This window comes from Bacillus sp. NTK074B, assembly GCF_017303375.1.
GTDB lineage: Bacteria > Bacillota > Bacilli > Bacillales > Bacillaceae_B > Rossellomorea.
Genome location: NZ_JAFKOH010000002.1, coordinates 124,373 through 138,052 on the forward strand (window position 1 = coordinate 124,373; position 13,680 = coordinate 138,052).

Here is a 13,680-nt window from a genome sequence, read left to right on the forward strand (position 1 = left end):
AGCTATTGATAGAGTCCGCAACATCCTGTACTCATAAAATGCCAGCCCTTCTATTTACCCGGCAAACTCATTCTATCTGCTATCTTCCTTTCATGTTCAATCAACCATTTCTTTCTGGTAAGGCCTCCTGCATATCCTGCAAGATCCCCATTCGCCCTGATTACTCTGTGGCAAGGAATGATGATGGAAAGCTGATTACAACCATTGGCTCTTGCCACTGCACGAACGGCTGATGGATGATTGATCTTTTCTGCCACTTCTGAGTAGGATCTGGTTTGACCAAGTGGAATTTTCTTTAGTTCACCCCAAACGTCCTTTTGAAATGGCGATCCTTGTATAAATAGAGGAGTTTTAAACTCTGATAAATTACCATTGAAATAAGCAGTCAGCTCTTCCTCAATCATACGGAGTGGCACCGAGGTTCCAGGAATGATTGCCGCCTTTGTTTTTTTCCTCATTCTTTCCACTTCCCTCTCAAGCCCGCGTCTGTCAACAAACTCTATTAAAAATAGAGAATTTTCATCAGAAATCCCAATCATCGGTCCCAGTTTTGTATCGATCCAAGATGCTATCAATACTTTACTGACCTTGGAGGAAGCTGGAGGGGTTCCCATTATCTTTGAAAAAGCATCCCTAAAGCCGCTTCCTGATTCATATCCTGTTGCAATCTGAGCATCAATGACCTGGGAACCTGACCTGATTTCTTTCATCGCAAGTCCCATTCTCCTTGCTCTTGCATATTCAACAAATGTCATTCCGAACCTTTTCTTAAATTGACGGCGTGCAGTGGACACATCTATGGATAAATCATTGAAATCCTTATTCTTCCACCGCTTCTCCGGATTACTTTCTATAGCTTCTACTAACTTCCTCACCACTTCAGAAACACTATTCGGGTGGGATAAAGGCTTACACCTCTTGCAAGGTCGATAAGACGCAAGCATTGCTTGTTCTGCCGTCTCAAAGAATTCACAGTTTTCGAACTTCGGTTTTCTGGCAGGACAAGCCGGTCTGCAAAAAACACCTGTTGTCTTTACTCCCACATAAAATATACCTTCATATTCTGTCCTTTTCTCCAACAAAGCCTGATAGTACTCATTTTTTACCTCCACCGATATCATGATCAGTCCCTCCTTATCCCATTCATAAATCTATTATATGATATTTAATTAACGTTGCAGCCGAAAATCAGGCATCGTTTTTTTAAAGAGGGGGTGCACTTGGGATTCTCCCCTATATCATGCAGGAAATTACCCTGACGATAGTAAATATATTAATAGTGACAATTTAAAAAAAGGAGTTTTCCATATGACCCTCTCCACCCAACAATGGAAAAATGCGAGAGCATATATGAAGAAATATGCCAGACCCCTTGAACAAAAGTTATACAGCTTTTACTTCGAGGGCGGAAGTAGGGATGATGTGATCCAAGAGTTATTATCCTTTCAAAATGAAGATGGAGGTTTCGGTCAAGCCATCGAACCTGACTTTCGGTTGGGAGATTCCTCTCCTCTTGCTACAACTGTTGGTCTTCAAATTGCGAAGGACTTAGCACTTCCTGCCAACCATCACATAATTCAAAAGGCAATGGAGTACTTAAATAACACCTATGACGAAGACCTCCAGGGATGGAATGCAGTTTCGGACAAGGTGAATACAGTACCACACGCTCCGTGGTGGCACTTCGATGAGGACAAGGGGCATTGCGGCGTACAAACCACTTGGGCGAACCCCAATGCAGAAATCGTAGCCTATTTCCATAAGTATTTCCCTCGGCACTTTCGCCTCACGGACTGGACGGATAAAGCCCTACAGGAGCTTAATGATTTAACCCTCCCCTTCGAAATGCATGATTTCCTCTGTTATCAGAGGCTATCTCAAGAATTGAGCGGGGAAAAGAAAAAAAATGTGCTGGAATTTCTCATTTCCAACGTAAAAGATACAGTCTGCACCGATCCTTCAAAGTGGAATCAATATGTGGCAAAACCACTTCAGGTTGCGAGTGACCCATCCTCTCCGTTTTATGAGTTACTTAAAGAAGAAATACAAATGCAGTTGAATTGGGAAGCAGAAAACCAGCATCCAGAAGGATATTGGCAACCCAATTGGTCCTGGTTCGGGCAATATGAAAATGAGTGGAAGGATGCGGAAACAGAGTGGCGGGGGATTCTGACTCTTAACATGTTAAGGATATTCCGGGCATATCGAATGAACTCCACACCATGAATAATCGTAAAAAACCTCCGGGGACATTTGTCTCACCCGGAGGTTCTCCCTTATTGAAAGTTTCCCTCAAACCACCGCTTCGCCTCTTCTACTTCCTCCCGACGTAGTTCATGGCCTCCATCTGTCCAAAATTCAGTAACAGATGAGTGGGCACTCATGAGATTCTTTACAAGCTCCTCGGTTTCGTCCATTGGTATAAGAGGATCACGCTTCCCTGCCCCTATGAATACAGGAACATCACCTAAATCAGGGAGATCAACACCCCTGCGAGGAACCATGGCATGAAATAAGATCCCTCCTTTTAGAGATTTACCAATATGATACATCAAGCTGGCTGCAATGTTTGCACCATTCGAATACCCCAGAGCTACGACATTGTCACGATCAAATTCATAATCTGTGGCGCTCTTATCAATAAATGCATTCAATTCACCCGTACGAAAGAGAAGATCCTCTTCATCGAATACCCCTTCTCGTAAACGGGCAAAAAATCGGGCCATGCCATTTTCATCCACGTTTCCTTTTACACTCAATAAGGAAGCTTCAGGAGCTATCATAGCGGCAAGGGGAAGTAGATCCCGTTCATCCCCTCCTGTTCCATGAAGCAATAAAAGTGTAGGCAACTTCTTATTACCCTGCTTGTAAATATGTTTCAAATTATTTCCCTCCTTATTCTTTTGTATCCAACGGTTTCAATTTCGCTTCAATAGAATCTCTTTGAGCTTCGAAGTAAGGTGGGAGTGATAAATTCCCGCCTAATGTATCAAATTCCTCGTCCGTTTCAAAGCCGGGACCGTCTGTGGCAAGTTCAAAGAGGATTCCATTTGGCTCACGGAAATACAGGGAACGGAAATAGTAGCGCTCAACAAAACCGGAGTTCGGCAATCGGTTTTGAGTGATCCACTCCACCCACTTTTGCAGTTCACTTTCGTCTTCTACACGGAAAGCAACGTGGTGAACACTTCCTCGACCAGGTCTTTCACGGGGGATATCGCTTCTTTCTTGAAGATACACTTCTCCTCCAGTTCCACCTTCCCCTGTTTCGAATACGCGTATATCCGGCTGCCCTGATAGATCTGAAGGAATGCTCCTTGTTTCTTTAAATCCCAATACTTCTGTCAACACAGCTGCTGTATCATCCCCGCGGGCAACGGTTAAGGTGACGGGACCTAATCCGACAACCCCGTGTTCAACAGGAACCGGACTCTTATCCCACGGTTTCCCCCCAGCCACTCCATCATTCATTTCGTCTGATACAAGCATGAGTCGCTGTCCTTCAAAATCACGGAAGCTCAATGTAGCACGCCCGGTATGATGGGCAATATCGTCATGCTCTACACCAAATTCTTCAAAACGTTGTTTCCAGTAAGCCAATGAATTATCATTACTTACTCTTAATGCCGTCAATGAGATGCTGTTCGTACCAGGATATGTGTGTCCTGCATGCGGAATCTCAAAGAATGTAAGGTCCGTCCCTGGATTTCCCCTTTCATCTGCATAGAAAAGGTGGTAAACAGAGGGATCGTCTTGGTTAATGGATTTCTTCACTAATCGTAATCCTAGGATCTTGGTATAAAATTCATAGTTCTTCTTTGCATTGGCCGTAATGGCAGATACGTGATGCTGTCCCTTTAATGGTTTAAGGTTCATTATGAGTTCACTCCTTGAATAATAGTATTTCCTTATACGCATATCATACACAATCTTTATCTTTAATTCAAGATATTTTATTTCGAGACTTATGGATACATATATATTGTGAAAAGTTCCTATTAATCGCTTCAATCATTGAGTTCGGGACAACTTGATCAAATTAAAAAACCGAACGAGTTGATTTTTACCAAATCACTCGTTCGGTTTTTTCTTTACATAAAATTCTTTTGTCCCAACCTCTTTCTAGATTACAAGACTTCATTTTGTTTAATGGTCAGTGCCTGTGACAAAGTGGATGTAATGGTGAGATTTTCAAAATTCAGTCCAAGTTGAACCGCAGTTTGCGCGATCTCCGGTCTCAGCCCTGATAAGATCGGTTTCACTCCGATCAGCTGAAGTGCATCGATTAGTTGAAAGATTTGATGAGCTACCATCGTGTCAATTAAAACGACTCCTGATAAATCAATAAAAAGTTGGGAGACTTCCATTTCAACACATTGTTCCAGAGCGTGTTCTAAGATCAGCTCAGCTCTGGAAGGGTCAATATTTCCGACCAGAGGCAAAAGAGCGGTTTGGGAATTTAATGAAATGAGTGGTGAGCTTAGTTCATTGATGATTTCCTGCTGGTTCTGTATCTGCTGATCTACGACTTCAGACTGCAACTCAACAAAGCGCAGCATCACTCGATCAAATGCTTCAATGAGCACCTTGCTCCACATATTCAACGAATCAAATATACCCTCGCTTGTATGCCCTTCAACATATTCTTTCAGAAAATCCAGATATTGATTTCTAACCCTCATAAATTCCTTAAGAATATGATGAGTGGGCGTCTCTAGATGTTCTTTATCACTGGCAACGGACAAAACCCATTTATCTAATTTCCTATGGAACGTTTCCATATCCTCGGCAAAAACATGACATAGGATGCCGTGAAACTGAAAGTTTTGACTTTTTAATTTTTCTATAACCATTGGATCCTTTGAAGAATAAACACCGCTTGTCGCATTTTTATCCAGCGAGTCATACCATTCATCTGTTAATTGACGAGCCTTACTTAATAAAAAAGTATGTAATTCTTTGTTTCTATGCATGTATGATTCCTCCTACGATATCGAACAAAATGAGTAATTTCTTATTCCCTATCTGACATTATGAGCAGTCTGGAAATCATACTCTCTTGAAGGAGCATATCCCTAAAAAAAGCGTTGATACTACTTTTACTCTCCTTTATTATATACACAATCATGGAACAAAGTCATTCCAGAGGCTATAACGCTAATGAAATATCCATGACAACCCTCACTTGAATTACATAGGCTGTTTTCGCAAATATTGTTGCTATTCATATACAAACTATGAGTGGCAACCTTTCCACGGACGTTCGGCCTGGCCTCCCCCGCAGAGGCGGCTCACGGCAAGCCACGAGGAAATCTAGCACCTCTCGCTACATTCAAGAGCAACAAAGTTTCGAATACAGCCTTTTCATATTTAATGAATTATACTATTCAGAAGAATGTATATTTTCCAAAATAATTACAACATTTTGTAAATTACCTCTACAATTCACTATATAAAGTGTATAATGATGATATTGATAGTGAAACTGGCAGTATGGATATTTCTCGATATACTATTTTGATGTGCAGGGATCTCCTATTGAAACTACCCCCGAATCTTAATATGATGTCGTAAAGGTACTATTGAGTCATATATCAAAATCGTTGGGAGCTGATGAGAGAATGAAAGAAAAACTGACACGAAAGTGTATCGATACACTTGCTATCCGAAGTGCCTTTCATTTTTGTTTGTCAATCGGAATCAAACCGAGTTTACTTAATCTATCGATGGTCACGGGATTCTCAGATGAAAGAATATTGGAAATAATTGAAACATCGTACAGTAAACAGAGTATTAAAGCAGAAAAACATTCTTTTTAAATCTCTGTTTCCCCTTTATTATTCTACAAGGCGATTATCCTTCATTCTATAACCCTTAACTTTAAGTTCTTACATTATCCAAGTATCCATTTTTATTTTTTATAATGAATTCCTTAGATTCTACCTGCGGTTTGATAAAAATAGAGTTTTGAACCTAGCCACATAAAAGGCAACTTCACTATGAGAAGTTGCCTTTTTACTATGCCTTTATAGTACATTGAAATACCTTGCTTCGGGGTGAGCAAAGACCATGGCTGTTACGGATGCTTCCGGTTCCATCATGCAGCCGTCTGTTAACTGAATTCCGATTCTTTCAGGTTGAATCAGCTTAAACAACTTCTTCTGATCCTCAAGCTCAGGGCATGCAGGATATCCAAATGAAAAACGTTGCCCTTGGTAATGAGTCCTAAACCGATCCTGCATGGTAAAGTCAACAGGGTCCGGGAATCCCCAACGTGTTCTCATCATTTCATGAACCCTCTCAGCCAGTCCTTCTGCTGTCTCTAAAGCAATAGCCTGAAGTGCGTGGCTTTCAAGGAACCTGCCTTGATCCTTCAATTCCTTTGCCCACTGCCTGATTTTTACACCGGCTGTGACGGCAAAGAAACCGACATAATCCATTTCTCCACTTTCTACTGGCCTCAAGTAATCCGCTAAACACAAATGCTGGTTTCCGCTTTGTCTGGGAAAATGAAATCTTTCTATTTCTGTGGAAGAATTTTCAGGGTGATATATGACAACCTCATCACCTTCGGATTGAGCAGGAAAGAATTGGTATCGAGCAGATGCCTGTATCATCCCTTCCTTTTTTGCCTTTTGGAATAATTCATCTGTCACTGCTTTTAGACCGATTGTTCTTTCGTCTCCTTCTTCCAGTAATCTTGAAATTTTCCCTTTGATCCCTAAATGATGCCCAAGAAGCATTTGCTGATTAATGTAGGGATGAATTTGGTCTAGTGAAAAATCTTTAATGGTGTGCGGAATCAAGTCAGAAGGAACATGGACTTTTACATTTTTCGAAACGGTAGAACGTACTTTCACCGCAACAGAAGATGGAATTCGATTCGGAGATTCTTCAGTCAAAACGACTTTTCTTACCTTTTCGCGACTCTCCTCTTCCAGCTGCAACCTCGTTTCTTCATGTTGAATCCCGTTCATGATGCTAAGTCCCTCCATTGCATCCTTCGCATAAAGAACCAGTCCTTCGTATTCCCTGCCAATTTTGTTTATAGCGAATTTTCGTGTGAGGGCCGCCCCTCCAACTACTAGTGGAACTGATATACCAGACTGTTTTAAATCTTGGGCGGTAATGACCATTTGCTGGGCAGACTTCACAAGGAGCCCGGACAAACCTACAATATCGGGCTTTTCTTCACATATGACGCCAATCAATTCCTGAGGTGTTACTTTAATGCCTAGATCGATCACTTCATATCCGTTATTACTGAGGATAATATCAACAAGATTCTTACCTATATCATGAACATCTCCCTTAACCGTAGCCAAGATCACTTTTCCCTTCGAAGCAGAATTTTCCGATTGTTCCATATGCGGTTCTAAGTGAGCTACGGATGTTTTCATTACTTCGGCACTTTGTAATACTTCCGCTACGATCAACTGGTTATCATTGAACAACCTTCCGACTTCACTCATTCCAGCCATAAGGGGACCATTGATGATTTCAAGAGGAGCATTATATTTTTCCAAGGCGATATCCAGATCCGCAATCAGTCCTTCCTTCGTCCCTTCCACCACATAATGAGCCAGTCTTTCTTCCAGCGTCATCGTATTGACTGCTACCTTTACTTCTTTCTTTTTCCCCCTATAAAACGCTGTGAATTCTGCCAGGGTTTCATCAGTCGTCGTGAATAAAAGTTGCTCTGCCATCCGAATCTCATCCTCAGGAATGGAGGCATAACGCTCTAATTTTTCCGTATTGACTATGGCATAATCAAGGCCGGCTTTCGTACAATGGTAAAGGTATACCGCATTTAGAACTTCCCTCCCGACAGGAGGCAGTCCAAATGAAATGTTACTGACCCCTAAGATATGAGGGCACTCAGGAAAAGCTTTCTTAATCTGTCTAATCCCTTCCACGGTAGCATTGGCTGAGCCGATGTATTGCTGATCCCCTGTTCCCACAGGGAATACAAGAGGGTCAAAGATGATGTCTTCAGAGGCTATTCCATATTTCTCTGTTAAAAGTTTATGTGAGCGGATGGCAATGTCTACCTTACGCTCTACAGACACTCCCATTCCTTTTTCATCAATCGTTCCTACCACAACCGCCGCTCCGTATTCCTTCATCAGTTTTGTTATTTTCTCGAAACGTTCTTCGCCGTCTTCTAGATTAATCGAGTTTATGATTACTTTTCCTTGAGAATACTTCAAGGCAGTCTCAAGTACTTTCTCATCCGTCGAATCAATGACAAGGGGAACTTTTACTTTTTTCACCACTTCCTGGATAAAAACATTCATATCTTCTACTTCTTCACGATCGGGATCCGCAAGACAGATATCGATTACCTGTGCTCCATTTTTCACCTGTGCTCTGGCAATTTCTGACGCTTCTTCTATTTTATTCTCTGCAATCAATCGTTTGAATTTTCGTGAACCGATGACATTCGTCCTTTCGCCCACCAGAATCGGCCTTCTGTCTGCATCTTCATAGATGAACGCTTCAATTCCTGACACTGCATGAGGATGAGACTCATTTGGTTTACGAGGAGGTAATCCCTTCACCACTTTTGAAAGGGCATGAATATGCTCCGGTGTGGTTCCACAGCACCCTCCAACAAGATTCAGCCAGCCTTTTTCAGCAAAACCTTTCATTTTCACACTGAGTGAATCAGCGGTCTCATTGTAATTCCCCTCTTCATCAGGAAGTCCCGCATTCGGATAACAGCTGACATAGGTAGTGGCCAAACTTGATAAGGTACGGATATGATCCCGCATAAATTCAGGTCCGGTTGCGCAGTTTAGACCAACTGCCAAAGGGTTTAAATGTTCCAGGGATAAATAAAATGCTTCGATTGTTTGCCCGGCGAGTGTGGTGCCCATCGGCTCAATGGTTCCTGATAACAGAATGGGGATCTCTTTCCCTCTGGATTCAAAGGCCGTTCGAATTCCGAGGTTTGCCGCTTTTACATTTAAAGCATCCTGACTCGTTTCAAGCAGAAGTACATCCACCCCTCCATCTAGAAGACCTTCTGCTTGAACACGATAGCTTTCTACTAGCACATCGAAAGTTACTCCCCCCGTTACGGAAAGTGTTTTCGTAGTCGGGCCGAGGGATCCCGCTACAAACCTGGGCCAATCATGAGTTGAGAAGGCTTTCACTGCTTCTTTGGCAATTTCGGCTGCTACTTTATTAATTTCGTATGCTCTAGAACCTATATTATATTCGTCCAGCACAATGGGGGTTGCTCCAAACGTATTGGTTTCAATCACATCAGCCCCTGCTTTCAAATACTCCAGGTGAATCTGATAAATGACCTCCGGAGCTGTCAAAACCAGATTCTCATTACATCCTTCAAGCTCCTCTCCCCCAAAATCCTCTCGGGATAAATTCGCTTGTTGAAGCATCGTTCCCATTGCTCCATCCAGTACGAGTATTTTTTTCCTAAGCTGTTCTTCAAACAATGTGATGGCCATAGGGAACCTCTCTTTCTGAATTGGTTTTCTCTTGTATATGATGAATCAGTTCAATGCTCATATCGTACCTGACAAAAGGGGTGATAAGATAAATCCCATTAAAAAGTTCTATTGCTGTATCAAGTAAGTCTTTCGCAATCTCCATTCCAACAGCTCTTGCTACTATGGGATCACTTCCTGCTTCCTTCATCCTTTGTCTTGTTTCTTCCGGAACATGGATTCCTGGTACTTCATGATGGAGAAACTCTGCATTTCTTGAGCTGATTAATGGCATGATTCCGATAAAGATCGGAACATCTAAATGCTTCGTAGCTTCATGTACTTGAATCAGCTGTTCTTTCCCAAAGATCGGTTGAGAAATGAAATAGTCAGCACCCGCCTTCTTTTTCTTTTCAAGTCTTTTTACAGAAGCGTCTAAATGACGGAAATTCGGATTAAAGGCTGCACCTACTGAAAATTGAGTACGTTCACGGAGTGATTTTCCTGAGAAGGAGATCCCCTCATTGTTCTGTTTAATCAACTCAATGAGTTCAAGAGAAGATAAATCATAAACGGATGCCGCACCAGGAAAATCTCCAATCTTCGCAGGATCCCCAGTAATGGCTAATATATTGTGTATTCCTAACGTGTGTAATCCCATTAAATGGGATTGAAGTCCAATGAGGTTTCGATCCCGGCAAGTGATGTGAACCAGCGGTGTAAGATCAAATTTGGACCTGACCATGCTGCCGATGGCGTCATTACTTATACGAGGCGATGCTAACGGATTGTCTGCAAGCGTGAGTGCGTCAATCCCAGCTTCCTTTAAAGCCTCAGCCCCTTGGAAGAACAGCTTCGTGTCGAGATGCTTAGGTGGATCGAGTTCAACAATGATCGTTTTCTTTTCCCTTACTTCCTCATGCAGCAGGCTTCCCTTGATTGAGGGTGAAGATAACTGAACAACCTTTTTTGTTTTCACCACTTTTTCTTTCACTGGCTCCCGGCTTCTTAACCTGCTTGCTACAGAACGGATGTGATCAGGTGTGGTTCCACAGCATCCCCCGATGATCCTTGCACCTTGCAATCGCAATTCATTGCTTATATCGCCAAAGTAATCTGGCTCAGCAGAGTAATAGAATCGACCTTCTTCATAGTTTGGCAGACTGGCATTGGGATAGACGGATAGAAATGCCCTTTTTGGTAATGGAACTTCCTCTAATGAGTTCACCATATGAAATGGCCCCATGCGGCAATTGATGCCGACAACATCGGCCCCCAATAACTCTAATTGTTGAAGAGCGTCTTTTATTTCCATGCCATTTTGAAGAACTCCCGTTTCATGTAGAGAAACTTGAGCAATGACAGGAATGTTCGCTTCACGTTTGGCAATATTTAACACCGTGGTTAATTCTTCGAAATCATAATAAGTTTCAAGAAGAATGCCATCTACACCCTCTAATAATAAGCAGTATAGCTGTTCCCGAAAGCTTCTCTTGATTTCTTCCAGCGACACATTTTGCTTGATTCCCCTGATTCCTCCGACGGTGCCCAGAATATAGGTGTTTTCTCCCGCTGCTTTTCTTGCCAGACGAAATGCTGCTGTATTTATTTCTTTCACCGAATCCTCCAATCCGTATCTGGAAAGCTTTTGATAATTGGCTCCATACGTGTTGGTTTGAATAATATCTGCTCCTGCATGAATATACTCTTTATGGACTTTCAATACTTCATTTGGGTGGGAAAGATTCAGCTCTTCAAAGCATCTGTCCACTCCATATGAATATAACAACGTTCCGATGGCACCATCTGCAATTAAGATCCTCTCCTTCAGTGCTTCCAGCAACGGCTTCATGACATTCCCTCCTTTTTATAAATTTATTACGCTGTTTCTTTTGATTGATCGTATACTATCTAATCCGTTCTGAAGATCTTTAATTAATTCATCCACGTTTTCAAGCCCTACGGATAATCGTAATAAACCATCTGTAATCCCTCTTTTTTCACGTTCTGCTTTTGGCAAGGAAGCATGTGACATTTTTGAAGGATAGGAGAGAATCGATTCTACAGCTCCTAAACTGACGGCGAATACGGGAATGTTTACATTTTGTATGAGTTGCTTCACTTCCTCTTCCCCCTTTAATCGGAAGGAAAGAACCGCTCCAGGGCCCTCAGCTTGTCGAACTTGTATTTCACGACCGGGATGATAGCTCAAGCCTGGATAGTACACTTCTTCTACTTCTTTTCTGTTTTCAAGGAAGCTGGCAATCTTATATGCTGATTCTGAGGATTCCTTCAATCGTACATGCAGAGTTTTGAGTCCCCTCAAGAGAAGCCAGCAATCCTGTACCCCGAGTACCGCTCCGAACGAATTCTGAAGGAATGAAAGCTTCTCGGCAATCTCTTCATTTCCCGTTACCGCAAGCCCGGCCAGGACATCACTATGCCCTGCGAGGAACTTCGTGGCACTGTGAAGGACAACATCGACGCCCAGACTGATCGGTCTTTGCAGCAACGGAGTCATGAATGTGTTATCGAGAAACGTTAAGCACCCATTCGCCTTCGCAAGCTTAACGACTCCTTCTATATCCGTGATGTTAAGGAGTGGATTAGACGGTGTCTCCATATAGATCACCTTCGTATTGTTCTTAATTGAACAAGCGACTGCGTGTAAATCTTTCATGTTTACAAAGGAGTACTCAATCCCAAATTTAGTGAGGACCTCTGTAATCATCCGGTATGTCCCACCGTACACTTCTTCTGAGACGAGTACATGATCTCCACTTGACAATAATAAAAAGCTTGTGGAGATTGCCGCCATACCTGATGAAAAGGCAAAGCCCCTTACTCCTCCTTCTAATTCTGCAATCGTTTCTTCAACGGTTTCCCTCGTCGGATTTCCCGAACGACTGTAGTCATACGTTCCATATTGATCAAAATCCTGTTGATGAAAGGTTGTGGCATGATGAAGGGGTGTAGAGACCGCGCCTGTTTCTTTATCGAATCCATGAGAATGAATCAGTGACGTCTGAAGTGAAAATGGTTTTTTACTCATACGTAAGCACCTCTTTTTCCAATTGTTGAAAAACATTCTCCAGGTCTTCAATCAGGTCATCAATATACTCAATTCCTACAGAGAACCGTAAAAGTCTGTTGCAGATCCCCAGTCTCTTTCGCTCTTCTTCAGGAATGTCTGCATGTGTTTGAGTGGCAGGATATGTGATAAAGCTTTCGACCCCTCCTAAACTTTCCGCAAACGTAATAATGTTCAGGTGGTGGAGAAAGGGAGCCACCCATTCTTCCTTTGCGATACGAAAGGAAAGCATGCCTCCTTTACCAGGATATAAAACGTCTGTTACACATTCATGTGAATCAAGATACTCCTTAACTTTTCTTGCGTTTTTTTCGTGCTGGGCCATTCTGAGACTCAGGGTTTTCATTCCTCTTAATAAGAGCCAACAATCGAATGGTGAGAGGACTGCACCGATTGAATTTTGGATGGTGTAGATTTTTTCCCCCAATTCCTCTGTATTTACAATCACAACACCTGCCAGTACGTCATTATGTCCCCCTAAGTATTTTGTGGCGCTGTGAATAACAATGTCTGCTCCTTCAGTAAGTGGCTTCTGCAGGATTGGTGTGTAGAAGGTATTATCTACAATTAAAAGCAATCCGTTACGCTTAGCGAGTCCAGCAACCAAAGAAATACTCGCTTCATTCATTAATGGATTGGTCGGCGTCTCAAGAAAAATGGCTTTGGTTCTGTTAGAGAGTTGTTCTTCTATGGAGCCGGAAACACTTGTATCGACGAAATGAAATTTTATACTGTATTGTACCTCATACTGCATGAATAAACGGTAACTCCCACCATACAAGTCTTTTGAAACGATCAATTCATCCCCGCATCCAAATAAGCTGAGGGTTGCCTGAATCGCTGCCATACCCGAACTGAAGGCAAATCCTCTATGACCCTCCTCCAATTGAGTGAGGGTGTCTTCCAAGGTGGCGCGCGTAGGATTTCCTGTTCTCGAATAATCATAGCCAGTCGATTGCCCAATCCCCTTATGTTCATAGGCAGTCGATAAATGAATGGGCAGGCTGACTGCACCCGTTGCAGCATCCCTCCGATTTCCTGCCTGAACAAGCATTGTATCAATGTGTTTTGTCAACGTTCTTCTCTCCTTTTCTATCTTGAATACGAAAAGGGAAAAAACAAAAAAACCTTCTTAAT

General features: G+C 42.4%; 10 protein-coding genes. 2 read left to right on the forward strand and 8 right to left on the reverse strand.

Annotated features, from left to right (window positions below):
- Positions 1–50: 50 nt before the first annotated feature.
- The gene (locus tag JI667_RS04020; RefSeq protein ID WP_206850801.1) at positions 51–1,121 is read right to left on the reverse strand and encodes a bifunctional transcriptional activator/DNA repair enzyme AdaA; all 1,071 of its coding nucleotides are present in this window, start codon (positions 1,119–1,121) and stop codon (positions 51–53) included.
- Between the two features lie 187 nt (positions 1,122–1,308).
- On the opposite strand from JI667_RS04020, the gene JI667_RS04025 reads away from it, so the two are divergent.
- Entirely contained in the window at positions 1,309–2,226 is a 918-nt protein-coding gene (locus tag JI667_RS04025) for a hypothetical protein (protein ID WP_206850803.1), read from the forward strand.
- A 50-nt stretch (positions 2,227–2,276) separates the two neighbouring features.
- Here the strand turns inward: JI667_RS04025 and JI667_RS04030 are convergent, their stop codons facing one another.
- The 3 genes from JI667_RS04030 to JI667_RS04040 all read right to left on the reverse strand — a co-directional run bounded on the left by JI667_RS04030 (position 2,277) and on the right by JI667_RS04040 (position 4,973).
- Positions 2,277–2,882, reverse strand: coding sequence for an alpha/beta hydrolase (locus JI667_RS04030; RefSeq protein ID WP_206850805.1), 606 nt, complete (start codon positions 2,880–2,882; stop codon positions 2,277–2,279).
- A gap of 13 nt (positions 2,883–2,895) precedes the next feature.
- On the reverse strand, positions 2,896–3,876 hold the full coding sequence (locus tag JI667_RS04035) for a ring-cleaving dioxygenase (protein WP_206850807.1): 981 nt from the start codon (positions 3,874–3,876) through the stop codon (positions 2,896–2,898).
- A 251-nt stretch (positions 3,877–4,127) separates the two neighbouring features.
- Positions 4,128–4,973, reverse strand: a complete 846-nt coding sequence (locus tag JI667_RS04040; RefSeq protein ID WP_206850809.1) for an STAS domain-containing protein — start codon at positions 4,971–4,973, stop codon at positions 4,128–4,130.
- Positions 4,974–5,621: 648 nt separating this feature from the next.
- Here JI667_RS04040 and JI667_RS04045 point away from each other — a divergent pair.
- Positions 5,622–5,819, forward strand: coding sequence for a hypothetical protein (locus JI667_RS04045; protein WP_206850811.1), 198 nt, complete (start codon positions 5,622–5,624; stop codon positions 5,817–5,819).
- Positions 5,820–6,026: 207 nt separating this feature from the next.
- Here JI667_RS04045 and metH read toward each other — a convergent pair whose 3' ends face one another.
- Genes metH through JI667_RS04065 form a run of 4 tightly spaced genes read right to left on the reverse strand, consistent with a single transcriptional unit; the run spans position 6,027 to position 13,618 of the window.
- Positions 6,027–9,473, reverse strand: coding sequence for a methionine synthase (gene metH / locus JI667_RS04050; RefSeq protein WP_206850814.1), 3,447 nt, complete (start codon positions 9,471–9,473; stop codon positions 6,027–6,029).
- Entirely contained in the window at positions 9,454–11,304 is a 1,851-nt protein-coding gene (locus tag JI667_RS04055) for a bifunctional homocysteine S-methyltransferase/methylenetetrahydrofolate reductase (protein WP_206850816.1), read from the reverse strand. Before JI667_RS04055 ends, metH begins: the two co-directional genes overlap by 20 nt.
- 15 nt (positions 11,305–11,319) lie before the next feature.
- Positions 11,320–12,504 carry a cystathionine beta-lyase gene (gene metC / locus JI667_RS04060; RefSeq protein WP_206850817.1) on the reverse strand — a complete coding sequence of 395 codons (1,185 nt, stop codon included), beginning with the start codon at positions 12,502–12,504 and terminating at the stop codon, positions 11,320–11,322.
- A complete protein-coding gene (locus JI667_RS04065; protein ID WP_206850818.1) occupies positions 12,497–13,618 on the reverse strand; it encodes a methionine biosynthesis PLP-dependent protein in 1,122 nt (373 codons plus the stop codon). Before JI667_RS04065 ends, metC begins: the two co-directional genes overlap by 8 nt.
- Between the last annotated feature and the right edge of the window lie 62 nt (positions 13,619–13,680).